Origin of the sequence: Actinoplanes sp. CA-252034, from assembly GCF_050956125.1 — a bacterium.
Taxonomy (GTDB): Bacteria; Actinomycetota; Actinomycetes; order Mycobacteriales; family Micromonosporaceae; genus Actinoplanes.
The window spans coordinates 9904725-9929754 of record NZ_CP191846.1; the positions used below are offsets into that span (position 1 = coordinate 9904725).

The following is a 25030-nucleotide window of genomic DNA, read 5'->3' on the forward strand; positions in this document are numbered from 1 at the left end:
ATCAACTCATGATCTTCCACATATGGATGGAAGCGTTGAGGCGAGAGGCCATATGAACAAGAGACGACTGCTTCGTACGGCACATGCCGCGCTGGCTTCGCTCGGTGCGATCCTGGTGCTGTCCGCCCCGGCGGTGGCGGTGCCCCCGATCGCCGAGCCGGTGCCGCCGGTGGAGCCAGCTCCGGCCGCCACCACCGTGCCCGAGCCGCTCCCACCCGTCGACCGGGTGGCACCGGACGACCGGGACAAGGTCCTGCCGACGGGCTGGCGCGCGTCCAAGGACCGGATCTGGACGACCACCGGGGACGCGAACGGCTTCCACGTGCTGACGGCCACCGCGAAGAGCGGATACGTCTGGGAGACAGCGGCCAGCCTGTCCGAGCCGGGGTTCGACGTGGACCTGTGGATCGGCAACGCCTGCGTCACCGGCTCGGGCCGACGGCTCGTGGTGGTCTACGCGCCGCGGACCTTCACCAACAAGGCGGACCTGTTCGACCGAGGCGGGTTCACCGCCGTGGTGGACCTCGAGACGCATCGGGTCAAGAAACTGCCGGTGCAGTCCTCGCTGGCCTACTTCAACCCGGGCTGCGGCGCCGGCGAGAAGGCGGTGATCACACAGTTCGACGGTGAGCGGCACGAGGACCCCGAGGACACCACGACGCAGAGCCGCCTGTTCACCATCGACGCGGCCGCCCGGACGCTGTCCAAGCCGATCCTGCTGAACACCGAGCTGAGCTCACCCGTACCCGTGAAGAACGGCATCGCTGCGGCGGCGGCCGGCGGCCTCGTCTCGGTGAGCTCCGACGGCAAGGTCTCCCGGACCGCGGAGGCCGCCGGGGTGCCGTTCCGGCTCGCGCCGGACGCCTCCGGTGGTGTCGTGTTCATGGAGAAGGCCGGCGATCAGGCCCGGGTGAAGCGGGCGGTCGGCAAGAAGGTGGCCGAGCTGGCCACCGGGCCCACCGACGATGTCGGTGTCGCCCGGGGCGAGGCCGGGCAGGTGTTCATCACCGGTGAGCCGGCCCGGGTCGGCAAACTGCCGTCAGGTGTACGCCGGATCGCCGTCGCCCGGGAGAGCCAGGTGTCCACCCGGGGCGAACTGGCGCTGACCGAGGTGAAGGCCGTCGGGGCCGGTGACCCGCGCACCGACACCGTGGATCCGACCGTGGCCAGGGACGTCACGATGTCGGCGACGGTCATCCCGACCGGCAAGCCCCTGACCTTCGAGGTGAGCCCGGCCGCGATCGGCGCGGAGGCGATCGCGGGACGAGCTGTGCACCCGGAGCTGGGCACGCCGGCGGCCACGCCGAAGGCGGGGCGAAGAGCCTGGCACAGGCCGGCTCGCCGACCGACCCGGTCGAGGACGAGCGGTACTGCTCGGTGGCCCGTAACGACGTGAACAACCAGGCCGTGCAGCCCAAGCCGCGCAACGTGGAGTGGGCGGTCGACCAGGCGATCGTCGGGAAACTCAACCAGGTGGCGTCCCGGCCGGCGAACTGGAAGGGCTACGGCATGCCGGCGTACGCGCCACAGACGCTGTTCCCGGCACCGGCGCTGCTCGGCGGCGGCCGGGTCCCGGCGCAGATCATGCTGGGCATCATCGCGCAGGAGTCCAACATGTGGCAGGCGTCGAAGTTCGCGCTGCCCGGCGTGACCGCCAACCCGCTGATGGGCAACTACTACGGCCGCGACATCTACAACACCACCTCGTCCGACGACTGGGACATCGTGTGGGAGGACGCCGACTGCGGTTACGGCCTGACCCAGGCCACCGACGGGATGCGGATGGCCGGTAAGGAGAAGACCGACGCCAACGGCAACAAGGTCGAGGTCGCTCTGCCGTACCAGACCCAGCGGGCGGTCGCCGTGGACTTCACCGCGAACATCGCCTACGGGCTGAGGATCCTGCAGGACAAGTGGAACCAGACCTACGCCGCCGGGCTGAAGGTCCACAACGCCGATCCGTCGGCGATCGAGAACTGGTTCTTCGCGGTCTGGGCGTACAACTCCGGCTTCTACCCCAACAAGAACGACGGCCAGCCGTGGGGTGTGGGCTGGCTGAACAACCCGGCCAACCCGCGCTACGACCAGCAGCGACACCCCTTCATGAGCAAGTACGAGGACGCGAAGGACCCGCAGAAGTGGCCGTACCCGGAGAAGGTGATGGGCTGGGCCGCCAACCCGATCACCATGACCGAGTCGCCGGGCGTCGAGAGGTCCGGCTACAACTACGCCTGGTGGACCACCGACGCCGACAAGGCCAGTGCCAAGCCGCCGATGTACACCTTCTGCACCGCGGAGAACAACTGCTACCCGGGCGTCGAGCAGAAGCCGAACGCACCCGGGATGGAGACTGAGAAGCCCGGCCCGTGCCTGCACACCAACGCCGCGGGTCAGTACGACCTGAAGTGCTGGGCGCACTCCCCCGTCTCCTGGCAGAAGACCAACACGGCCGGGGCCTGCACCAACTGCGGGCACGAGCAGTTGCGCTTCGACCCGGGCTACCCGTGGTGCTCGACCGCCGGGCAGACCAACTGCGAGAGTGACGGCATCAGCTACCCCGTCTACTGCGACAGCGCGAAGGCCCTGCCCGAGGGCGCCGAGGTGGTCGACAACGTGCCGGCCGGCTCACCGTCGCCACGTGGATGCGGATCCTCCCTGAAGAGGGACGGCTCGTTCCGGTTGTCGTTCGCCGGCGCCGGGAACGGCACCTACCCGTCGAAGATCGACTTTCATCAGGTGGGTGGCGGTTACGGCGGCCACTACTGGCGGGGCAGCACACGCACCGCGGGCGCCGAGGACGGCAAACTCAAGGTCACCGGCACGTGGCGGGCGAAGGAGGACCCCTACTACTCCTATCCGGGGCGCACGACGTCGGTGCGGGTGCAGGTCTTCGTGCCCGAGTTCGGCGCGTGGACCGAGCAGGCGAAGTACGTCATCAACCTCGGCGACGGCCAGACCCGGTACCGCGTCATCAACCAGACGTGGCAGGCCAACAAGTGGGTCGACCTCGGGGTCTTCCCCTTCAAGGACACCCCTGAGGTCTCGCTGACCACCGTGGCCAAGGACGGAACGGGCGACGACAGCATCGTGTTCGACGCGGTCGCGTTCAGCCGCGAGCACTCGGACGTGCCGGCCCAGCACCGGGAGAAGGGCATCGGGTCGGAGAGCGGAGTCACGCCGCTGGTCAAGGCGCCTCTGCTGGAATACGTTCCGGCGCCGCGCTACGTGGCGATGGGCGACTCCTACTCGTCCGGTGAGGGGCTGTCGCCGTACGACCGCAACAGCGACCTGATGCGTACCAACGGCACCAAGGGATCGGAGAAGAACGCGTGCCACCGGTCACGCAACGGCGCCTATCCCCGTCTGGTCACCATGCCCGGCGCCGACAAGCCGACCGGATGGGGCGCCGAGGACCACTTCACCATCGAGACGATGGCGCGCGATTTCAGCGCGGGCAGTTTCGGGTTCATCGCCTGTTCGGGCGCGAGCACCGTCTCGGTGACGCGGGACGCTCTCAACGTCCCGGCGGCCGACTCCGACGTCGCCGGGCACACCGACTGGGGCACCGCACACGACCAGTGGGGTGAGCTGACGCAGGTGGAGCAGGGCTGGCTGGACCCGGAGACCACCCACGTGTCGATCTCGATCGGCGGCAACGACGCCCGGTTCCTGGACGTCCTGCGCGGCTGCATCGCCGCGACGGGCGACTGTTCGGCCGAGGACTACCGGCTGACCCGGCCGACCGGGAAGGTCGACCCGGAATCACTGCGGGACTACGAAGCGAAGATCATCCGGGATTGGCTGCCGGCGAAGCTGAAGGCCACCTATCGGGCGATTCACCGGGCGGCGCCGAACGCAAAGATCTACGTGGTCGGCTACCCGCAGCTGTTCCCCAACGAGACGGGGAACGTCACCAACATCTGCTACAACATCGGCGCGGACGCGGAGCAGTTCCTCAACGTCCTCGCCGGGCGGCTCGCCATCACGATCTCGCGGGCCGTCGAGGACGTGGCCGCGGAGGGCGTCGACATCCGCTACGTCGACACGACGACGGCGATCAGCGTCGGAGACTACGGGCGGAAGAAGTGGGCCTGCCGCGGTGACGACGGCCACCGGTGGCTGAACGCGGTCACCGCGAAGAGCGAGGACGGCAGTGGCACCAGCCTGCCGGGCACCGGGACCTTCCACCCGACCGCTCTCGGCCAGCGGGGCTTCGCCGAGCTGCTCACCACCGCCTTCGGCCAGGACCAGAATCTGCACGAGTGGCTGGTGGCGGCGGTGAAGAAACGCATCGTCGACTATGCCAACACGCGCTGGCCCGGCGACGACAAGGGCCGGTGGATCCTCACCGACGCACAGGCGGAGTTGGCCGCCGAGGAGTGCCTGCGGATGACCCGGCGGGGTGGTCTCGTCGACCAGCCCTGTCTGACCGAGCCGATCGTCTTCCCCACCGCCTTCGACGCGAGGGCCGCGGCACGCAACGACGAGGCCGCGATCTGGGCCAACCCGCCCTGGGTGCAGTTGCGGTACGTCAACGGGGAGAACGAGAAGAAGAAGACCCTCAAGGACCGCGCCTGGTTCAACCAGAAGAAGTACGCGCAGACGTCGTGTCCCTTGAAACGGCCCCAGGATCAGTGCGACGAGTACCCGTTCTACACCTCGGAGCTGGGCGGGGCGTGGGACTTCTGGACCGGTGGTCAGCACTCGCCGATGAGCACGCGACTGCTGATGATCGACAAGTCGGAGAACATCGTCGAGGGCAACATGCTCGGCGCAATGTACAGCTCCTGCAAAGTGCCGACGGCCACCTACGAGGACAGCATCGTTCCCGGGTGGAAGAACCAGCTCCTCACCAACGGCGGCGAATACCTGACGGTCCCGCTGATCGATGAGGCGGCGACACAGGGCGCCAAGACGTTCTACGTCTGTTGACGGCAACGGGTGGGAGGGGCCGGCCGGCCCCTCCCACCCGGCACGGCCCTTTACGGGATCAGCGCCGGGATGCTCGAGTCGAGCAGGCCGCGCTCCTTGAGAGCGCCGTAGAGCGGCGTGGTCTCCGGGTAGTGACCCCACTGGTGGTCGCCGTCGCCGTTGCCGAAGCCACCGAGCAGCTGCCTCTGCACGTCGTTGAAGCCCGCCCACTCCGGCCGGTTCGGCAGGTCGGCGTTCTCGTCGCGCATGGCGATCCAGCGCGGGGTGTAGCCGAAGAACGCGCCGACACGGGTGATGTCGGAGTAGTTGTCCGACCGGGCGTGCCAGATGCGCCGGTCGAAGACGACCAGGTCGCCGGCGTTCGCGGTGATCTGGGTGGCGCCCTCGGGCTGCGGGTACGGAAGGCCACGGTTCTGCGGACCGGGCAGCCAGTTGGTCTTGTGGCTGCCGGGCAGCACGGTGAAGTTTCCCCGGCCGGTCTCGCTCACGTCCGAGAACCAGTACGCCAGCTTGACCGACAGCATCGGCCGCGGGTCGGTCTCGATCTCCCGGTTCTGCCGGCCGCCGTCCTGGTGCCAGTGCCACCAGTCCTTCTGCTTCTCGTGCAGCTGCGGGTGCACGTCGATGTGCGAGTGGTAGATGTGCAGGTTCCACCCGAGCAGCGACCAGATGTAGTTGAAAGCCTTGGGGTGGTCGATCAGGAAGGCGAGCTCGGGCACGTGGGCGATCGGCGACAGCTGGTGCAGGGCACCGGTCGCGCTCAGCCCGCCCTCGGACCTCTGCTTCTCGTAATACCCCAGGATCGCGGCGCGACCGGCCTCGATCTCGCTCCCGCTCAGCACCGACGGCACGACGATGTAGCCGTCGCGGTCGAACGCCTCCCGCTCGTCTGCGGTCATCGGCGTCCACGCCGGTGCCTCCACCTGAGTCATCGGATCCCCTCTCGTCTTTGCAAGGAAGACGCGATGGCCGGACCGCCAGGTTGCCGCTAACCAGAAATATCTTCTGGATCCTCGAGCAGCCACTTCTCGATCAGATAGAAGGCGATCGAGGAGTTCATCGGAACCGACTGCGGGCTCTCACCGAAGAACATCTTCGCGACGTCCTCCCTGGTGAACCAGTGCGCCTCGTCGATCTCCTCCGGGTCCAGGACCAGCGGCTCCCCCGGATCGGCGGTCCCGAAGAAACCGAGCATCAACGAGCCGGGGTACGGCCAGGACTGGCTCCCCTCGTACCGGATCTCGGCGAGGCCGATGCCCACCTCCTCGTACACCTCGCGGGCGACCGCGGCCTCAGCCGACTCGCCGGCCTCGACGAACCCGGCCAGGCAGGAGAAGCGCCGCCCGCCGTCGGGCCGGGGCGGCCAGGACGCGTTATGGCCGAGCAGGCAGCGGCCCAGCGGGCCGGGCACCCCGTCGTGCACCAGGATGATCATCGCGGGGTCGGTCCGCGGCCACATCATGACGCCGTCCGGGTCGACCCGCGCCCAACCGGCCTCCACCACCTCGGTCGGCTTCCCGGTGCGCGGCGAGTAGAGGTGGCTGCGGTGCCAGTTGCCGAGGGCGACCGCCGTGGTGAGCAGGCCGGTCCCCAGGTCGTCGAGCAGGTGCCCGGACTCCCGCAGCCCGGTGGAGCGAGCCTCCTCCACCACCGGAAGCGGAGCGTCGACGGCCCAGTAGGGCGTGCCGTCCGGGCCGACGCCGAGGAACCAGCGCTCGCCCTCGGGCGCCTCCGGCGACGGCACCAGGATCAGACCGGCGCCGCCGTCGGGACGGTCGGTGACCAGGGCCCGGCCGCCCTTGGCCAGGTCGACGACGAGGACCCGGCCGCGATCCCAGGCGGCGGCGAGCCAATCCTCGTCACGACGGTGCTCGGCCGCGCGGTCGAGGGTGGTACGAGCGAGCGGAGGACCGCTCGGCTTCTCGGAGCTGATCACGCTGCGCTGCGCTCCACGACGGTCAGGGCGGACAGCTGCGACTCGATCTTCTCGGCGTCACCGAGGACCACGGTCACCGCCCGGGACGGGGCAAGGTACTCGGCGGCCGCCGCGGCGACCTCCTCGCGGGTGGCCGCGGACAGCGCCGCAGAATACTCGCGCAGGTGGTCGAGACGGAGCCCGAAACCGGAGTACATACCGGCCAGAGCGGCGAGCCCGGCCTGGGTGGACATGCCGAGGCGGAGTGTGCCGAGGGCGTAGCGCCGGGCCTGCTCCAGCTCCTCCTCGCCGGGCGGCAGGCTGGCGATGCGGCCCAGCTCGTAGACCGACTCCAGCAGCGACGGGCCGGTCACCTCGGTGGCCACCTCGGCCGCCGCGACCAGGGCGGACCCGGCGACGTAGTGGTCGATCGACGAGTACGACCCGTAGGTGTAGCCCTTGTCCTCCCGGATGTTCTCGGTCCACCGGGACGAGAAGTAACCGCCGAACACCAGGTTGGCCAGGTGGAGCGCGGCGTAGCCGGGATCGGTGCGGGTCAGCGCGGGCAGCGCTATCCGCAGCGACGACTGCACCGAGCCGGGCCGGTCGACGAGCAGCAGCGGGCCGGTCTCCAGCGCCGGGATGGGCGGCAGGCTGCCGTCCGCCGCGCTGCCCGTCCAGCCGCCGAGGATCTTCTCCGCGGTGTCGATGGCCTGGTCCGGGTCGATGTCGCCGACCAGGACGAGCACCGCGCCGGCCGGGCGGACCCGGGCGGCGTGCAGGTCGCGCAACGGCTCCGGGGACAGCGCCCGGATCTCCTCGGGCTGCGGGGTCTGCACCGCGTACGGGTGGGTGCCGTACATCCGCTTGAGCAGGGCCACCCGGGCCAGGTGCGCCGGCTGGCTGAGCGCGACCTGGATGTGGTCGACGAGCCGGTCCCGCTCGGTGGACACCTCCTCGACCGGGTAGGTGGCGTCGGTCAGCACCGAGGCGAGCAGCTCCAGCGTCCGGTCCAGCCCGTCGGCGAGCGCGTTGCCGCTGATCAGCAGCCGGTCCGGGTCGAGGCCGGCGGACAGGCCGCCGCCGACGGCCTGCAGCTCGGCGGCGATGTCGATGCTGTTCATACCGCTGGTGCCGGTGAAGAGCGCCTGCGAGAGCAGGGTGGCCGAGGCCAGCGGGCCCGCCCGAACGGGATCCGCAGCCGCACCTCGACCAGGGGCACCGCGGACCGCTTGATCGCGATGACGGTGAGCCCGTTGGGGAGGGTCCGCTCGCGCTCCCGCGGCAGGTTCAGCTCGGCGTCCGGCACCAGGTCGGGCAGGGTCTTGGTCACGAGGAGGCTCCCGGGATCACTTCGACGGAGGCGCGGCGCTCGGGCCGCAGGGTGGCCGCGGCGGCGACGATCTGCTCCTCGCGCACCTCGCTGATCAGCTTGGGCAGGTCGTTGAGCAGGCCGGGGCGGCCGCGCTGCAGCTCCAGGACGGCCATCGGCTGAGCCCGGCCGAGCACGTCGTCGGTGCCGTTCAGCGCGCGGGTCGCCATCCGCGCCTGGGTGCGGTCCAGCTCGCCGGGCTTGAGACCGTCGGCGGCCAGCCGGTCCAGCTCCTCGTCGATGGTGCGCAGCACCTTGTCGGCGTCGCCGCCCGGGGGCAGGTGGGCCTGCAGCAGCAGCGCGGTCGGGTTGCGCACCAGATACTCGTCGCCCATGAAGCCGAGGTAGCCGCCCAGGGTGGTGGCCGTGCGGTCGCGCTGGACCAGGCGCTCGACCAGCCGGGACGCGTCGCCGTCGGTGAGAACCTCGGCGAGCACCACGTACGGCAGGTAGTCCTCGAAGGTGCCGATCGGGTCGGGCACGCGCCATCCGGCGGCCACGGCCGGCAGCGGGGCGATGCGATCGGTGTACGACTCGCGCCGCTCCCCGCTCAGGTCGGCCTCGTCGAAGTCGGGCAGCCGCGGGGCGGGTCGCGCCGGCACGTCGCTGAAGTGCCGCTCGATCATCGCGGTCGCCTCGGCCACGTCGAAGTCGCCGGCGACCGAGAGCACCGCGTTGCCACAGGCGTAGTAGCGGTCGAAGAAGCCCTGCGCGTCCTCGACGGTGGCGCTCTCCAGGTCCTCGAACGACCCGTAGCCGTCGTGCGCGTTGGCGAAGGTGCCGAACATCACCGGCGGCAGCTTCAGCCAGGGGAACCCGCCGTACGGCCGGTTCAGCACGTTGACCCGGATCTCCTCCTTGACCACGTCGACCTGGTTGCGCAGATTTTCCTCGGTGAGCCGGGGACCGCGCATCCGGTCGGCCTCGAGGAAGAGCGCGCGCTCGAGCCCGCCGGTCGGCAGGACCTCGAAGTAGTCGGTGTAGTCCAGGTGGGTGGAGCCGTTGAAACTGCCGCCCGCGCCCTGCACGTGGCGGAAGTGCGCCAGCTTCTCCAGGTTCTCCGAGCCCTGGAACATCAGGTGCTCGAAGAGGTGGGCGAAACCGGTACGGCCCTCGGGCTCGCTGCGGATGCCGACGTCGTAGACGACGGCCACACCGACGACAGGGGCGCTGCGATCCGGAGAGAGGACCACGCGCAGACCATTGCCGAGGGTGAACCGCTCGACCGGGTATTTCGTCGCGGGGATCTTGATTTTGGGCGCCACGGTACGAATCTAGCGGACACTTCTGCGTAGTCGAACGGCGACGCCGAGTAAATACATCAATATCCGTTCCCGATCTTCCGCCGCGAATCGGACCCCGGCGTGGCGCGTCGATGTCGTCCCGGTCACCCAGTCGGGGAAGTCGGGCACGATACACCCCGAAAATACCCTCGATGCCGGTTTCCCACGCCCCGGGCCAGGCTTGACGCACCAAACCCCTATGGTCCAGTATTCCCATCCATCAGATAGGGAAACCGAAGTATCGACGGCAGGTGTCGACGGGAGGGGGAGCGCGGCGTGTACGTCTCGGCTCGCACGGACTACGCCGTACGCGCGATGCTGGCGGTCACCGCCGAGCACCCACGCCTGGTCAAGGCGGCTGGACTGGCCGCCGTCCAGGAGATCCCGCTCAGCTTTCTGCAGGGCATCCTGCTCGATCTGCGCCGTGCCGGGCTGCTGCACAGCCACCGCGGCGTGGACGGCGGGTACGCCTTGGCCCGCCCGGCCGAGGAGATCACCGTCGGCGACGTGGTTCGCGCCGTCGGGGGTGCCCTCACCACAGTCCGGGGGCTGCCCACGTCCACGGCGACCTACCACGGTGCGGCGACGGCGCTGCACGACGTGTGGGTCGCCGTCGAGGCTGCCATCGAGGGTGTGGTCGACCACAAGACCATGGCCGAACTCTCCAGTATCTCAGTGAAACGAAATTAGGAGTGAGCATGAGCTCCCGCACCCTACGTGCGCTGGCCCTTGCCTCGGCTGCCCTGGTGGCCACGACCGCGCTGGCCGCCTGCGGTTCCAAGGAAGAGGAGAAGACCGCCGCCGAGGCGGCCTCCGGAAACGCCGCCGAGGCCCCGGCCATCAAGCTGGGCTACTTCCCCAACATCACCCACGCCCCCGCCCTGGTCGGCGTCAACAAGGGCATCTTCGCCGAGAAGCTGGGCAGCACCAAGCTCGAGGCGACCACCTTCAACGCCGGCCCGGCCGCGATCGAGGCGCTGCTCTCGGGCGCGATCGACGCCACCTACATCGGCCCGAACCCGGCGATCAACGGCTGGTCCAAGTCCAAGGGCACCGCGCTGAAGATCATCGCGGGCAGCACCTCGGGCGGCGCCGGCCTGGTCGTCAAGGAGGGCATCAACACCCCGGCCGACCTCAAGGGCAAGAAGATCGCCACCCCGCAGCTGGGCAACACCCAGGACGTCGCGCTGCGCGCCTGGCTGAAGTCGAACGGCCTGAACGCCGACACCAGCGGCGGCGGCGACGTCTCGGTCCTGCCGCAGGACAACGCGACCGCGGTCCAGGCGTTCGCGCAGGGCAGCATCGACGGCGCCTGGGTTCCCGAGCCCAACTTCAGCAAGCTGGTCCTCGAGTCCAAGGGCAAGGTCCTGGTCGACGAGAAGACGCTGTGGCCGAGCCAGGAGTTCGTGACCACCCACCTGATCGTCAGCCAGAAGTTCCTGAAGGAATACCCGGGCACGGTCAAGAAGCTGCTCCAGGGCCACATCGCGGCGGTCAAGTACATCAAGGACGACAACGCCGGCGCGCAGAAGGCCGCGAACGCCCAGATCGAGGCCCTCACCAGCAAGCCGCTGAAGGAGGAGATCCTCACCGCCGCCTTCGCGAACCTGAAGTTCACCTACGACCCGATCGCGTCCTCGCTCTTCACCAGCGCGAAGCACGCCGAGGAGGTCGGCCTGCTCGACCCGGTGGACCTCAAGGGCATCTACGACATCACGCTGCTGAACGAGCTGCTGAAGGCGGACGGCCAGGCCGAGGTCAGCGACTCCGCGGCCTGATCCGGCGGGATTGACGGGAGGGCGAGTATGAGCACGGTTGTCCGGATCGACGACGTCACCAAGCAGTACGGTTCGGGGAGCAGCGCTCTGCTCGCCCTCGATCACGTCTCGCTCGACGTCGACAAGGGGGAGTTCGTCTGCCTCCTCGGCGCCTCCGGCTGCGGCAAGAGCACCCTGCTCTCGCTGGTCGCCGGCCTCGACGAGATCACCAGCGGCACTCTGGACATCGACGGGCGGCACGTCGCGCTGATGTTCCAGGAGGCCGCCCTCTTCCCCTGGCTCTCGGTGGCCGGCAACGTCGAGCTGCCGCTGAAGCTGCAGGGGGTGGGCCGCGCCGAGCGTAAGCAGCGGGCCCTGGAACTGCTCGAGATCGTGCGGCTGGAGGGCTTCGGCGACAAACGGCCGCACGAGCTCTCCGGCGGCATGCGGCAGCGGGTCGCCCTGGCCCGGGCCCTGGCCCAGAACGCCGACGTCCTGCTGATGGACGAGCCGTTCGGCGCGCTCGACGCGATGACCCGCGACATCCTGCACGACGAGCTGGAGCGGATCTGGCGCGAGCAGGAGCTGACCGTCCTCTTCGTCACCCACAACGTCCGTGAGGCGGTCCGCCTCGGTGACCGGGTGATCCTGCTGAGCAGCCGTCCCGGGCGCGTCATCGAGGACTTCAAGATCGACCACCCGCGGCCGCGGCGCATCGACTCCCCCGAGGTCTCCGGCCAGGCCGCCGAGATCACCGACCGGCTCCGCGCGGAGGTCGCCCGTCATGCCAACTGAATTCCCCAGCGCCCGGGCCGGGTTGGAAGGCGTCTTCCAGCCGGAGATCCCTCCGATGGTGGAGAAACCGAAGGACCCGGATCTGGCCGCCGCCGATCGGATCAGCGGCCTCGACTCGCTGGATCTCGCGCCCAAGAAGGACAAGGGCAAACTCGGCAAGCGGATCTGGGCGAGTACCTGGCCCAAACTGCTGGCGATCGCCATCGTCATCGGCGCGTGGCAACTCGTCTACCTGTCCGAGTGGCGGCCGCCCTATGTGCTGCCGGCGCCAGCCGACGTGTTCGGCGAACTCGGCGAGCTGATCACCGAGCCGAAGTTCTGGGACGGCGTACAGCTGACCATGACCCGGGCGCTCACCGGCTTCGCGCTGGCGGTGGCGATCGGCACGCTGATCGGCGCGCTGGTCTCCCAGTTCAAGCCGCTGCGCGCCGCGATCGGCTCGCTGATCACCGGCCTGCAGACCATGCCGTCGATCATGTGGTTCCCGCTCGCCATCCTGCTCTTCCAGCTCGGCGAGGAGGCGATCCTCTTCGTGGTCGTCATCGGCGCCGCGCCGTCGGTGGCGAACGGCCTGATCAGCGGCATCGACTACGTGCCGCGGACCTGGCTGCGGGTCGGACAGGTGATGGGCATGCGGGGCATCGCGAAGTACCGGCACCTGATCCTGCCCGCGTCACTGCCGTCCTTCGTCTCCGGGCTCAAGCAGGGCTGGGCGTTCTCCTGGCGCAGCCTGATGGCCGGCGAGCTGCTGGTCATCGTGCCGGGCACGGTGTCCATCGGCGTACGGATGCAGACCGCCCGTGACCTGAACGACGCGGTCGCCGTCCTCGCGTACATCATCGTGGTCTTGATCGTCGGCATCCTGGTCGACCAGTTGTTCAACGCTGCCGACGGCGCCCTGCGCAAGCGCTGGGGCCTGACCGGGAGCTAGATCGGCCGCACCGAGTCGAGGACCTCGTCCACCACGTAGTCGAACTGCCTATGGGTGTCCGGGACCGAGACGTACAGGATCGCCGCCGTGGGTTTGCCGACATCGATGACCGCCACCGCGGAGAGCTCCGAGGTGGCGGTCAGTCCCGGTTCCTTGAACCCGAGCCGGAACTCACTCACCCACGCCGGGCGCCCGCCGAGCGTCGTCACCTCGTCGCGGAGCGGCTCCAGGGTGTTCGGCTGCGGGTAGTACTCGGCCCGCACATCCGCCATGACCTGCCGGCCCACACACTCCAGATCGAGCGTCACGGCGTCGTTGTCGGCAGCCGGAACCGCCGCCGACAGGATCGACGCATGGTACTGCCCACTCTGGTAGACCTCGGTCACGAAGTGCTGCCCCACCCGGTACGGCACCTGCAGGGTGCCGGCGTTCCACACGTCGGTCCAGGTGACCCAGGGCGCCCCGTACCTCCTGTAGGAGATCCCGGCCTCCGGATCGACGGTGCGCTCGCCCTCGGCCGGCGGCGCGGCCGGAGCGCTCGGCGCGGTGGTCGCCGCACCGCCGGGTGAGACGGTGGGCGCCGGGCAGGCCTGCGCGAGCGGAGGCCGCAGATCGGCCGGCGGCGCCGCCTTCTCCCCGAACGGATCACCGTCACCGCCGAGGAGCACCGCGAGCAGGACGGCGAGCCCAGCCGCGAGGATCACCCCGGCCACCCCACCGAAGATCATCAACTGCCGCCGGCGCCGCTCGGGTCCGTCCGGGCGGGGCGGCTCGGGGGGCGCGTCCGGCTGCGGCGCCTGCTGGGGTACGTGGTGAGCCGTCACCATCCCCGAGGACCACGGCGCGCCCGGCCGCTCCCACGCGGGCGTCGGCGGCTTCGGCTCGGACATGCACACCAGTGAACACCACCGGCACAGTGACCGCGTCCGCCACCACGCCATCCCACGCGCCGACCGGCCCGACGTCCCACGCACCGGCCGGCCCGGCGTCCCGCTCGCTGGCCGGCCTGCCGTCCCACGGGCCGGCCACCACGCCGTCCCACGCGCTGGCCGGCCCGGCGTCCCACTCGCTGGCTGGCCTGCCGTCCCCGCGAGCCGGTCGGCCTGCTGGATTCGTGCATCCCGACCCGCGCCGTTCCCAGGAACTTCGGTTACCGTGCTGCCATGGAACTGGTGTATCCCCCGGTCGTCGCCCTTGCCAAGACGATGTTCCGCGCGCTCGACAACAAGATCACCGTCGAGGGTGCCGAGCACATCCCCGCGACCGGCGGGGCGGTGCTCGCCAGCAACCACTCCAGCTACCTGGACTTCATCTACTGCGGGTTCGGCGCCCAGCCGGCCAAGCGCCTGGTCCGGTTCATGGCTAAGAAGCAGGTCTTCGACCACAAGATCAGTGGCCCGCTGATGCGTGGCATGCGGCACATCCCGGTCGACCGCAAGGCCGGCACCGCCGCCTTCAAGCACGCCATCGACTCACTGAAGAGCGGTGAGATCGTCGGCGTCTTCCCGGAGGCGACGATCAGCGAGTCGTTCACCATCAAGGCGCTGAAGTCGGGAGCGGCCCGGATGGCCCAGGAGGCGTCGGTCCCGCTGATCCCGATGGCCGTGTGGGGGCCGCACCGGCTCTGGACCAAGGGACGCAAGAAAGAGCTGACCAAGCGCCACGTGCCGGTCATCATCAAGATCGGCGAGCCGATCCCGGTGGCCGCCGACGCGACGCCGGAGTCGATCACCGCGACGCTGAAGGAACGGCTCACCGTGCTGCTCGACTCGGTGCAGCGGGCCTATCCGGACGAGCCCTCCGGGCCGGACGACCGCTGGTGGCTGCCGGCGCACCTCGGCGGCACCGCGCCGTTGCCGAGCGCCGCTTCCGTCTGACCGATACCGATCACCAAAGGCTCCCGGCGCGCCGGGAGCCTTTCACGTGTCCGCGGCTCGCACCGCACCGGATGCCACGCCCGCGTGCCGTCGGCCGGCTGCCAGACCCGGGTGTCACGCCCGGAAATTGAATGTGGGGAGCCCGGACGCTCTACGCGCCCGAACTCCCCACGCTCGTTTCACAGCTGCCCGGCCGCACGAGGCGGCCGAAACTCAGAGGTGAATCAGAGGGCCCGGATGTTGGCGGCCTGCGGGCCCTTCTGGCCCTGGGTCACCTCGAACTCAACCCGCTGGTTCTCCTCCAGGGCCCGGTAGCCGGACATCTGGATTGCGGAGAAGTGGGCGAAGACGTCGGCGCCGCCGTCGTCCGGGGTGATGAACCCGAAGCCCTTGTCCGCGTTGAACCACTTCACAACACCGGTAACCATGCTCGTCTCCTCGACGATCGATCGCTCCAGACCATTATGGACGGGAACGAGGTAATAAGACCCGCGTTCTGTGGGTCTCGTGTCGTCGTACTGATCGCCCGACCGGAGAAACCCGGGTTACGACAAAGAGCGCCTGGGGCAGACTTCCCCACAGGCGCTCCTGAGTACTTGGGAACCAAACTGACAACGCTGAGGAGCCTAGCACGGAGAGGGAGGCCGCGAGGTGCTCGGCGTCGAAGTGGCATCGCAGCTCAAAGCAGCCGGATTGGCGTGGAAGCCGCAGCTCGGCGACCGTTTCGCTGTCCCCGAACGGGACCTCGACGACGAGGTTTTCGTACTCAGCAACATGACGATTCAGGTCCACGATCGCCCGGAGGGGCGAATCATCGGCTTCAACGGCACCACCGAGTGGGCGCTCGACGACGTCGATCTGGACGAGGCACTGTGGCTGCCCCGCGAGGACCAGCTGCGTGAGCTGCTCGGCGGCACGTTCCGGTCACTTCATCAAGATCAAGACACCCATACGGTACGCACGGAACTGCTCGGCCACCATCAGGAGTTCTCCGCCGCCACCGCCGCCGGGGCCTACGCCGCCGCCCTCCTCCACCTTCTCAGCGCCGCCCGATAGCAGCTTCAGTGCCGCCCGGTAGACACCTCTTGAAGTCAGGGTCTGCCTCGGCACAGCTTGGCGGGGTGGCGAGCGTCGACGTGCGGTCGAGGGCGGCTCCCGAGCGGTAGTTCGGATTGGCGTGGCGTTTCCTAGCCGGTCCCGGGCCGGACCGGGCCCGGGACCGAGGCTTGGGCGGGGGCGGCTGGTGTGCCCGATGCCGCCGCTGGGTTTGATCACCGCCGATAGAGGGGCGGCAAGAGTGCCCAGACCCGCCGTGGTCGGCAGTGGCCCAGCGTAGAAGCCTGGCTCGGCGTCTTGTATCGATGGGACTAGAGAGCTTTCGGAATAGGGTCTGCGCCGGCGTCGGCTGGCCATAGCTCAGCCAGGTCATGACGTCGCCGCAAGCCCGTTCACGCCGCGGTTCACGGACTGGTCACCGAGACGTCCGCTGCCCCCGGCCCGGGGGGACTGGCCACCAAGACGTCTCCGGCCCATCGCCCCGAGGGACTGGCACCAAGACGTCTCCGGCCCATTGCCCCGAGAGACTGGTCGCCAGACGTCCGCTGCCCTTGCCCCGGGGGACTCCTCACCAGGACGTTCCCTGCCTTCGCCGAGCACGAGGACGAGGCGCACACGAACACCGATCGTGCGACCCCAGCCACGCCCCCACGACCACCAGCGCACACACAACCCCGATCGTGGGCTCTCACCAACGCCAGGGCGACGACCAGCGCACACGCAACCGCTACGTGTGCGCCCATCACCGCCGGCGACCACAGAGAAAATCGACTACACGGACCACTGACACGCGTGAGCCGGGTCGTCGACGCCGGTGTCGCGCCGCAGTCGCACCCGAGCAGCGGTTCGGGTAGGCACAAGACCCATCGCCGGAGCCGTCCGGTGCACCCGGTAGGGGAACCCGGGCTCGGCCACCGACCGCAGACGGCGGCGACAACACCCGAACCCGGCAGGTAGACCGGCCGAGGCGGCGGTGACCCGGCACAGACCCTGACCTCGGAAGCTCCCTAGCGGGGCGTGATTCGGCGGCGGGTCTGCCCTGAGCACGGACACGGACTCTTCACGGGGCGGCCGGCGGGATCTCCTCGATCAGGGCGGCCAGCTCGGCGGCGTCCATCAGGTCGGCCGGGCGGACCGTCACCTGCTCACGGACATAGTGGAAGCCGGCGCGGACCTTGCGCACCGGCACCCCGGCCAGCGACGCCCAGGCGATCCGGTACGCCGACAACTGAACCGCGGCAGCCTCGGCCTCCGCACCCGACGGGCGGCGGCCGGTCTTCCAGTCGATCACGTCGAAGCGGCCGTCCGGATCGGCGTAGACCGCGTCCATCCGCCCGCGCACCACCACCCCGGCGACCGTCGTGGCGAACGGCACCTCCACCTCGATCGGCGTCCGCTCGGCCCACTCCCCGGTCAGGAACGCCTCCTGCAACGCCGCCAGTTCGTCGTCTTCGGCGGCGCCGTCGTCCGCAGCCCCCGGCAGGTCGTCGATGTCGAGCAGCCGGACCGCGCCGAACCGCTGCTCCAGCCAGGCGTGGAAGGCGGTGCCCCGGCGGGCCTGCGGCGCCGGGCGGTGCGGCAGCGGGCGGCGCAGCGACCGGGCCAGCGACTGCGGGTCACGGCGCAGCACGACAAGCTGCGACACCGACAGGTGAGCCGGAACCGTCACCTCGATCGGGCCGTCCTTCCTGGCCCGTTCCTCCCGCTCGGCCAGCAGCAATGTCGCCTCCCGGCGCCAGCGGGCGATGTCCGGGTCCTCGGATGCCGCCGCCCGGTCCGCCGCCTCGACCGCGGCCAGCAGCGCGGCCCGATCCGGCGACTCCACCATCGCCGCCGGGCTCGATAGCGGGTCGGCATGGCCCGCCGTCGCCGCAGGGCTCGAGGGCGGGGCGGGGCGGGGTGAAGGCGGGGCGGGACGATCGGAATCGGACTCCCCGGGGGCGGCGGCCGGGCCGGGCTGTCGTGGGAGCCGGAGAGAGGGCGGGGCGGACGGATCGTCGGGGGGAGGTGGGGACGCTTCGGTACGCCGTACCGCCGCATGGGGTTTCGACCAACCGGCACCGTCGGGGACCTCGCCCGGACCGGCCAGGCCGACCAGATCGGCCGCCAGGCCCGCCCGGGCCGCCACCTGCGGATCCGCGGCGGCCAGGTCGGCGAACGCCTCGGCCGCGGAGGCGTCCGGGTTCTCGATCATGCGACGGATCAGGTCGGCGGCCGCCGCCATCGCCGGACGGCGCAGGCCCAGCGGATCGGCGGGCCACTCGGCCGTCGCCACCACCTGATCGCTCGGATTGGTGTCGCCCGGGGCGGGCTCGGGGGTCCACACGTCGACGACCCCGGCACCGTCCGCGCAGGTCTGGCGGATCTCGTCGAGGAAGACCGACGGGCCGCGGGGACGTTTCACGCCGTCGCCCCACCAGTAGCCGGAACACAGCAGCAACCGGCGTGGCCGGGTCACCGCGACGTAGGCGAGGCGGCGCTCCTCCCGCTCGTCGTGCTCGCGCCACGAGCGACCGAAAGCGGTCACCGCGGCAGCCACGTCCTTCTGATCCATGGCGTCGGACAGATCCAGCGGCGGCAGACCCGACGAGTCGCCGCGCAGCGGGAACGGCAGCACCCCGATCCCGCCGAGATAGTGGTCGGACGAGCGGGCCAGCCCCGGCCAGACGCCCCGGCACAGGCCGGCCGCCGACACGACGTCCCACTCCAGGCCCTTCGCGGCGTGCGCGGTCAGGATCTGCACCGCGCCCTCCACCACGTCGACCTGCCCCGGCTCCAGGCCGCGCTCCTCCTCCTCGGCCGCGGTCAGGAACGCCAGGAACCCGGTGAGGGTGCCGGCCTCGTTCTCGGCGCCGTAACGGGTCGCCGCCTCGCCCAGCGCGTCCAGGTGGCCTCGGGCCAGGCCGGCGTCACCGGCCGCCCAGCCGCGCACCGCCACCTCCACGTCCAGGCCGATCGTGCGCTCGATGTCGGCCAGCAGGTCCGGCAGCGGCTGGTCCAGGCGGCGGCGCAGCGCGGCCAACTCCCGGCCGAACTCCTGGAGACGGCGGTGGCCCTCCCCCGAGTAGTTGCGGGGCGCGCCCAGATCGGCCATCGCCTCGACCAGGGACGCGTCGTCCAGCCGGTCGGTGTTCACCTGTTCCGGGTCCGAGGCCGTACGCCCCGACGACGCCACCCGGGCGTTGGCGATCACCCGCGACCGCCGGTGCAGGGCCACCAGGTCACGCGGGCCGATCCGCCAGCGCGCCCCGGTGAGCAGCCGCAACAGCGACGCGCCGTCGGTCGGGTCGGCCAGTACCCGCAGCGTGCACACCACATCGCGAACCTCGGGCGTGTCCAGCAGCCCGCCCAGCCCCACCACCTCGACCGGCAGGCCCCGCGCCCGCAGCGCCTCCTCGATCACCGGGATCTGGCTGCGGACCCGGACCAGGACCGCGCTGGTCGGGCGGCGCTCCAGCGGGATCTCCCCCGGCTGCGCCGACGGCATCCCGGCGACCAGACGCCACGCGGTCAGCATCGAATCGGCGATCCAGCCGGCCTCGTCGGCGTACGTCGGGAGCAGCGCGCACGTCACGGTCCGGCCGCCGACCGCCTCCGCCGTCCGGTCCGCCGCCTGCAACCGGTGCACCTGGGCGCGCAGCGGGGCCGAGATCGTGTTCGCCACCCGGAGGATCTCCGGACGGTTCCGCCAGCTCCGGGTCAGCGTGCGGACCCACGACGGATGGCCGGCCGAGTCACGGAACTCCTCCGGGAACCGCTCCAGCGTGCCCGCCGACGCGCCCCGCCAGCCGTAGATGGACTGGCACGGGTCGCCGACCGCGGTCACCGGATGCCCGCCCCCGAACAGGTTGTTCAGCATCGTCACCTGGGCGTGGCTGGTGTCCTGGTACTCGTCGAGCAGCACGATCCGGAACCGGCCCCGCTCGATCGCCCCGACCTCCGGATGGTCCCGGGCCACCAGCGCGCCGCGGGCCATCTGATCACCGAAGTCCATCGCCTCCAGGTCGAGTTTGCGCTGCGCATAGAGACGGACCAGGGGCAGCAGGGTCAGTCTGTTCTGCTGGCGGCGAAGCACCTCGGAGACGTCGGAGTAGACCCGGCCCGGATACTCCTGGACATCGGCGAAGAACCGGCCCGTCCACGCGGCCAGATCGTCGGGGTCGACCAGGTGCTCGGACATCTCGGCGGAGAGCGCCAGCACGTCGTCGGTGACCGTGCCGGGCGCCCGGTTCAACCCGGTCATCTCGCCGGTGTAGGTGCGGACCAGCGAATCCACGATCTGCCAGCGGGCCGCCTCGGTGAGCAGGCGCGCAGACGGCTCGTACCCGGCGCGCAGACCGTGCTCGGTAACCACCCGGGCGGCGTACGCGTGGTAGGTCGAGATCGTCGGCTCGCCGGCCAGCGCCTCGTCCCGGCCCAGGCGGCTGCCGAGCTGGCTCAGCCTGGTGCGGACACGGTGCGCCAACTCCCCCGCCGCCTTCCGGGTGAAGGTGAGGCCGAGGATCTCGCCGGGGTGGGCGTAACCGTTCGCGACCAGCCACACCACCCGTGACGCCATCGTCTCCGTCTTGCCCGAACCGGCGCCCGCCACCACCAGCAGCGGCTCCACCGGGGCGGCGATGATCGCCTCCTGCTCGGACGTCGGAGCCGGCAGCCGCAGCAGCCGGGCCAGCTCACGTGGTGTGAAACGGGGACCCGACTGGGCACGACGGCCGGGCCCGGGCCCTTCGGCGAACAACGTCGGCTGCGTCATCGATCCTGATCCGGTCCGTTCGGCTCGACGACCTGCCGGCCTTTGCCGGAGATCGGGCAACTCGTTCGTACCGGGCAGACCCGGCACCGGCTGTTCGCCACCGCCGAGAACGTGGACGCGGCCATCGCCGCCGCCGTCCGGCGCACCATGCCGTCCGCCCAGCCCGGATCGGCCGCCTCGGTCAGCGGCACCTGCATCTGCTCGCGGGCGTCCTTGCCCGGCCCCAGCTGCACCAGCGCCGCCCCGCCGCTGTCCGTGCCGAAATCCGCGAACGCGCCCGCATCGATGGCCGCCTGATAGCCGCCGAGCTGCGCGTTCTCCGCCACGTCGGCCGCCGACACGGCTGTCGTCTTCCCGGTCTTCAGGTCGATCACGACGAGCCGGCCCGCCTCGTCCACCTCCAGCCGGTCCACCCGGCCGGTCAGCTGGATCGGGTTCCGCTCGTCCTCCAGCCGCACCGTGAACTCGTGCTCGATCGCCAGCAGCCGTCGCGGGTTCACCGCCAGCCAGCGCAACAGCTTGTCCACCATCGCCTGGGCACGGTCCTGCTCCGGGCCGGCCAGCCACTGCGCGGCCAACTCGATCGAGTCGAACCGGGCCGACACGTACTCGACCAGCTTCTCCCGGTCCGCGTTGGCATCCTCGGCCAGCATCGCCGCGGCGTGCACCAGGTTGCCGATGCCCTGCGCCGGGCCGGCCGGCGCCGCACCACCGTGCCGCTCCAACAGCCAGCGCAGACTGCAGCGCAGCGCGCTCTCCATCGACGACGGCGTCACCTTGACCGGCTCGCCCTCGTCGACGAGCGGCCGGTCGTCGGACAGCGGCCGCAAACCCCACCACTCGTCCGGATGCGCTCCCGGCACACCGGCCGCCGCGAGGCGTGCGAGCTCGGCCGCCGCGGCGCGCCTCCGGCTGGGCGTCTCGGCACTTCCCACCACGACGGTACGCAACTCGGCCACCAGCGAGGCCAGGGTGAGAGCTCGCGGCGGCCGTCCCACCGGAAGCTCCACCTCCCCGTCCGTCTCCAGCCCGTCCCCGGCGGGGGCAGGCTCGGCGTCACCGTCCCGGCCGCGCGAGGGACCGTCGCCCGGAACCGGTCCGTCGCCCCCGGCCGGGCCCAGCCCATTGCCGCCGGTCAGGCGTGGCGCGTCGGCATCCGTCGCCTGGTGGTCGCGGTCTGAGGACTGGTCGTCTTCTTGGACCAGGGCCTCGCCGCCGCTTGGGTCCGGCTCCGCGTTGTGTGGGGGACTCGTCGTCTCGGGGCGGCCGTCGTCGTCCGGGGACGGTGCGCCGCCCGTCGGGTGGGCCGGGATGTCGGGTGGGCCGGTGTCCCAGGGGTCCGGTTGCGGGGGACCCGGTGGGAGCTCACCACCGGGGCCGCGGCGCGGGGTGGCCAACTCGGTCAGGAAACGGCTGGGCTGCTCCTCGCCGACCGAGCCGCCCACGCTCGCCGACGCCACCGCGGTCACCACCAGACGGCGGCGAGCCCGGGTGGTGGCCACGTAGAAGAGCCGTCGCTCCTCGTCCAACAGGGCCGACGTCTCGCCGAGGATCGCCTCCGGGCCGGTCGCCGGGCGGCCTGCCAACACGTCGACCAGGCGCTCCGAGCCCAGCAGGCTCCCCCGGAGGCGCAGGTCCGGCCAGATGCCCTCCTGAACGCCGGCGATGATCACGACATCCCACTCCAGGCCCTTCGCGGCGTGGGCGGTCAGCAGCCGCACCGCCTCACCCCGGTCGGCGCTCGGGGCGATCGAGTCGGCGGGCAGGTCCTGGCCGAGAACGTGATCCAGGAACACCGCGACCCCTGCGCCGGGCAGACGGTCCACGAACCGGGCCGCGGCGTCGAACAGGACCACCATCGCATCCAGGTCGCGGTCGGCTGCCTCGGAACGCCACTCACGGGCGCGAGCCGAGTCACGCTGATCCGGCATCGGGGTGTTCCCGGTGCTCATCGCATACCAGCGGTCGTGTAGTCCGCTCTCCCGCCAGACCGTCCAGAGGACCTGCTCGGCTGAGGCGCCCGGCTCGGCAGCCGCCTCCCGCGCCACGGTCAGCAGCCGGGCGACGGTCTGCGCCGGGCGGGCCCAGCGCCGTTCCACCAGATCGAGGCCGGCCGGATCACGAACCGCGTCGACCAGCAGCTCCCCGGAGGGGCGGCGATCACCGGCGCTGATCGCCAGCGCGCGCAGGCCCTGCCGCAGCCGGCGCTCGGCCAGCGGGTCGGCGCCGCCGAGCGGGGAGTGCAGCAGAGCGACGGCCGCCTCCTCGTTCAGCGCGGCCGGGTCGACGGCACAGCGCAACAACAGCAGGAACGGCGCGACAGCCGGTTGCAGATGCAGCGGCAGATCCTCGGCATGGATGATCGTCGGCACCCCGGCCGCCGCCAGCGCCCGCTGCACCGACGGCTGCTGCAACGTCGTCGAACGCATCAGCACCGCCATCCGCGACCACGGCACACCGTGCAGCAGGTGGGCTTCGCGTAGGGCGTGCGCGATGTAGGCGGTCTCGGCGGCCGTCGACCGGAACGTCCGGACCACGGCGCCCGGCACCGGTCCGAAGTCCACTTCCGCGTCGGCGATGCCAGGGGTGCCAGCGGTCGGAGACCCCGCAGCCACACCAGGGGCACCGGCAGGCGAAGGCCCCGCAGGCACACCAGGAACGCCGCCAGACGAAGACCCCACAGCCACACCAGGAACGCCGCCAGACGAAGACCCCACAGCCACACCAGGAACGCCGCCAGACGAAGACCCCACAGCCACACCAGGAACGCCGCCAGACGAAGACCCCACAGCCACACCAGGAACGCCGCCAGACGAAGACCCCACAGCCACACCAGGAACGCCGCCAGACGAAGACCCCACAGCCACACCAGGAACGCCGCCAGGCGAAGGCCCCGCAGGCACACCAGGAACGCCGGCAGACGAAGGCCCCGCAGGCACACCAGGAACGCCGGCAGACGAAGACCCCACAGCCACACCAGGAACGCCGGCAGACGAAGACCCATCGGCCGCGCCGGGAGCACTGGCGGACTCCGAAGCGGTAGTTCCCTCCGGCGCCGAAGCAGTAGAGGCGCCGGGTGACAAAGGGACGCCGGCTGACAAGGGACCGCCGGGTGACACGGGAGTGCCGGGTGACACGGGAGCGCTAGGTGACGCCGGACCGCCGGGTGACACGGGACTGCCGGGTGACACCGGAGCGTCGGGTGCTGGCGGCGCCGCCGAGGTGCTGGGAGAGGGGACGGCGGTGGGGGGCGGAGGCTGCATGAAGCGGCGGCCCATGGGACCGCGCATACGGCGGGTCACCCTGGTGGTGGCGGTGAGCAGGGGTGGGGCGGCTCGGTAGTTGGTGTGCAGGACGACGGTCTCGGCGGGGGCGCCGGAGATCGACCGGAAGCGGGGTGGGAAGGCAGTGACCACGGCCGGGTCGGCGCCTCGGAAACCGTAGATCGAGGAGTCCGGGTCGGCGAAGGCGATCAGGGACTTGCCGCCGCCGGCCACCTGGGCCAGCAGGTCGACCTGGGCGGGGTCGGTCTCGGCCAGCTCGTCGACGTAGACGTGGGCCAGGCGGCGGCGCTCGGCCTCCAGCAGGCCGGGGTCGTCGGAGAGCAGGCCGGACGCGGCACGGACCAGCTCGGCCGGGTCGTAGGCGGCGGAGCCTCGGGTGGTGACGTCTCGCAGGGCGAGGACCGCCACATACTCCCGCAGGAACCGGGCGGCGGCCGGCCAGTCGTCGCGGCCCAGGCGCTCGCCGAGGCGGGCCAGCTCGACCGGGCCGACGCCGCGCTCGGCGGCGCGCTGCATCAGGTCGCGGAGCTGCTGGGCGAACGCCCGGGTGGGCAGGGCGGGGCGCAGGGACTCGGGCCAGCCGATCTCGTCGGTGGCCTCGGGATCGGCGACGACAGCCAGCAACTCGCGGATGATGAGGTCCTGCTCGGGGCCGGTCAACAGGCGCGGGGAGGGCTCGCCCCGCTCGGCTGCCGCCCGGCGGAGCAGGCCGAACGCGTAGGCGTGGAAGGTGCGGACCAGGGGCTCGTGGACGATCCGGCCCGGGTCGTCGGCGATCCGGGCCTCGATGCGGTCGCGGAGGGCCGCAGCGCTGCGGCGGCCGAACGTCAGGACCAGGATGCGCTCCGGGTCGGTGCCCTCGGCGATCCGGGCGGCGACCGACTCGACCAGCACCGACGTCTTACCGGTGCCGGGGCCGCCGACGACCAGGAGCGGGCCGGAGGTGTGACCGACGACGCGGCGCTGGACCGGGTCGGCCGGCAGCGCGGGCGCCACCGGGCGGGGGCGACGGACCAGGCGATAGGTGGGCCGGCGCACCGGGGGAAGGGATACCGGCGTGCTCACGGCATCTATG

Annotated in this window: 15 protein-coding genes and 1 pseudogene; 8 read left to right on the forward strand and 8 right to left on the reverse strand. The window is 71.0% G+C overall.

The features are described from left to right. Positions 1 to 52 precede the first annotated feature (52 nt). Both ACQPZW_RS44695 and ACQPZW_RS44700 read left to right on the forward strand, forming a co-directional pair. Positions 53 to 1396 carry a hypothetical protein gene (locus ACQPZW_RS44695; RefSeq protein ID WP_433792050.1) on the forward strand — a complete coding sequence of 448 codons (1344 nt, stop codon included), beginning with the start codon at positions 53 to 55 and terminating at the stop codon, positions 1394 to 1396. Continuing rightward, the gene (locus ACQPZW_RS44700) at positions 1378 to 4932 is read left to right on the forward strand and encodes a GDSL-type esterase/lipase family protein (RefSeq protein WP_433792051.1); all 3555 of its coding nucleotides are present in this window, start codon (positions 1378 to 1380) and stop codon (positions 4930 to 4932) included. Before ACQPZW_RS44695 ends, ACQPZW_RS44700 begins: the two co-directional genes overlap by 19 nt. A gap of 50 nt (positions 4933 to 4982) precedes the next feature. Here ACQPZW_RS44700 and ACQPZW_RS44705 read toward each other — a convergent pair whose 3' ends face one another. The 4 genes and pseudogenes from ACQPZW_RS44705 to ACQPZW_RS44720 form a co-directional block, all read right to left on the reverse strand. Beyond that, positions 4983 to 5864, reverse strand: coding sequence for a phytanoyl-CoA dioxygenase family protein (locus ACQPZW_RS44705; RefSeq protein WP_433792052.1), 882 nt, complete (start codon positions 5862 to 5864; stop codon positions 4983 to 4985). A 56-nt stretch (positions 5865 to 5920) separates the two neighbouring features. Further along, positions 5921 to 6868, reverse strand: a complete 948-nt coding sequence (gene nudC, locus ACQPZW_RS44710; RefSeq protein WP_433792053.1) for an NAD(+) diphosphatase — start codon at positions 6866 to 6868, stop codon at positions 5921 to 5923. Then, positions 6865 to 8180, reverse strand: a pseudogene (locus ACQPZW_RS44715) (M16 family metallopeptidase). Before ACQPZW_RS44715 ends, nudC begins: the two are co-directional and overlap by 4 nt. Next, positions 8177 to 9484 carry a M16 family metallopeptidase gene (locus ACQPZW_RS44720; RefSeq protein ID WP_433792054.1) on the reverse strand — a complete coding sequence of 436 codons (1308 nt, stop codon included), beginning with the start codon at positions 9482 to 9484 and terminating at the stop codon, positions 8177 to 8179. Before ACQPZW_RS44720 ends, ACQPZW_RS44715 begins: the two are co-directional and overlap by 4 nt. 294 nt (positions 9485 to 9778) lie before the next feature. On the opposite strand from ACQPZW_RS44720, the gene ACQPZW_RS44725 reads away from it, so the two are divergent. The 4 genes from ACQPZW_RS44725 to ACQPZW_RS44740 are packed head-to-tail and all read left to right on the forward strand — an operon-like array spanning position 9779 to position 12985. Next, positions 9779 to 10192, forward strand: coding sequence for an RrF2 family transcriptional regulator (locus tag ACQPZW_RS44725; RefSeq protein ID WP_433792055.1), 414 nt, complete (start codon positions 9779 to 9781; stop codon positions 10190 to 10192). 8 nt (positions 10193 to 10200) lie between these two features. Continuing rightward, positions 10201 to 11280, forward strand: a complete 1080-nt coding sequence (locus ACQPZW_RS44730; RefSeq protein ID WP_433792056.1) for an ABC transporter substrate-binding protein — start codon at positions 10201 to 10203, stop codon at positions 11278 to 11280. 27 nt (positions 11281 to 11307) lie between these two features. Beyond that, entirely contained in the window at positions 11308 to 12054 is a 747-nt protein-coding gene (locus ACQPZW_RS44735; protein ID WP_433792057.1) for an ABC transporter ATP-binding protein, read from the forward strand. After that, positions 12044 to 12985 (forward strand): ABC transporter permease, encoded by a 942-nt coding sequence (locus ACQPZW_RS44740; protein WP_433792058.1) that lies wholly within the window; start codon positions 12044 to 12046, stop codon positions 12983 to 12985. Before ACQPZW_RS44735 ends, ACQPZW_RS44740 begins: the two co-directional genes overlap by 11 nt. On the opposite strand, the gene ACQPZW_RS44745 is transcribed toward ACQPZW_RS44740, so the two are convergent. Then, positions 12982 to 13875, reverse strand: coding sequence for a hypothetical protein (locus tag ACQPZW_RS44745; RefSeq protein WP_433792059.1), 894 nt, complete (start codon positions 13873 to 13875; stop codon positions 12982 to 12984). The two genes, ACQPZW_RS44740 and ACQPZW_RS44745, sit on opposite strands and share 4 nt — an antisense overlap. A gap of 273 nt (positions 13876 to 14148) precedes the next feature. Between ACQPZW_RS44745 and ACQPZW_RS44750 the strand changes: the two genes are divergently transcribed. After that, entirely contained in the window at positions 14149 to 14862 is a 714-nt protein-coding gene (locus tag ACQPZW_RS44750; RefSeq protein WP_433792060.1) for a lysophospholipid acyltransferase family protein, read from the forward strand. A gap of 224 nt (positions 14863 to 15086) precedes the next feature. On the opposite strand, the gene cspE is transcribed toward ACQPZW_RS44750, so the two are convergent. Then, positions 15087 to 15290, reverse strand: a complete 204-nt coding sequence (gene cspE, locus ACQPZW_RS44755) for a transcription antiterminator/RNA stability regulator CspE (RefSeq protein ID WP_093619181.1) — start codon at positions 15288 to 15290, stop codon at positions 15087 to 15089. 223 nt (positions 15291 to 15513) lie between these two features. On the opposite strand from cspE, the gene ACQPZW_RS44760 reads away from it, so the two are divergent. Then, positions 15514 to 15918 carry a pilus assembly protein CpaE gene (locus ACQPZW_RS44760; RefSeq protein WP_433792061.1) on the forward strand — a complete coding sequence of 135 codons (405 nt, stop codon included), beginning with the start codon at positions 15514 to 15516 and terminating at the stop codon, positions 15916 to 15918. A gap of 1060 nt (positions 15919 to 16978) precedes the next feature. Here ACQPZW_RS44760 and ACQPZW_RS44765 read toward each other — a convergent pair. Beyond that, positions 16979 to 20671 (reverse strand): ATP-dependent helicase, encoded by a 3693-nt coding sequence (locus tag ACQPZW_RS44765; RefSeq protein ID WP_433792062.1) that lies wholly within the window; start codon positions 20669 to 20671, stop codon positions 16979 to 16981. Then, a complete protein-coding gene (locus ACQPZW_RS44770; RefSeq protein ID WP_433792063.1) occupies positions 20668 to 25020 on the reverse strand; it encodes a UvrD-helicase domain-containing protein in 4353 nt (1450 codons plus the stop codon). Before ACQPZW_RS44770 ends, ACQPZW_RS44765 begins: the two co-directional genes overlap by 4 nt. Positions 25021 to 25030: the final 10 nt, after the last annotated feature.

Excerpts from the sequence above, each read along its gene's own strand:
- ACQPZW_RS44695 (WP_433792050.1), top strand. The coding sequence starts at position 53 with ATGAACAAGAGACGACTGCTTCGTACGGCACATGCCGCGCTGGCTTCG.
- ACQPZW_RS44705 (WP_433792052.1), bottom strand. The coding sequence starts at position 5,864 with ATGACTCAGGTGGAGGCACCGGCGTGGACGCCGATGACCGCAGACGAG.
- ACQPZW_RS44730 (WP_433792056.1), top strand. The coding sequence starts at position 10,201 with ATGAGCTCCCGCACCCTACGTGCGCTGGCCCTTGCCTCGGCTGCCCTG.
- ACQPZW_RS44735 (WP_433792057.1), top strand. The coding sequence starts at position 11,308 with ATGAGCACGGTTGTCCGGATCGACGACGTCACCAAGCAGTACGGTTCG.
- ACQPZW_RS44740 (WP_433792058.1), top strand. The coding sequence starts at position 12,044 with ATGCCAACTGAATTCCCCAGCGCCCGGGCCGGGTTGGAAGGCGTCTTC.
- ACQPZW_RS44745 (WP_433792059.1), bottom strand. The coding sequence starts at position 13,875 with ATGTCCGAGCCGAAGCCGCCGACGCCCGCGTGGGAGCGGCCGGGCGCG.
- ACQPZW_RS44750 (WP_433792060.1), top strand. The coding sequence starts at position 14,149 with ATGGAACTGGTGTATCCCCCGGTCGTCGCCCTTGCCAAGACGATGTTC.
- cspE (WP_093619181.1), bottom strand. The coding sequence starts at position 15,290 with ATGGTTACCGGTGTTGTGAAGTGGTTCAACGCGGACAAGGGCTTCGGG.
- ACQPZW_RS44765 (WP_433792062.1), bottom strand. The coding sequence starts at position 20,671 with ATGACGCAGCCGACGTTGTTCGCCGAAGGGCCCGGGCCCGGCCGTCGT.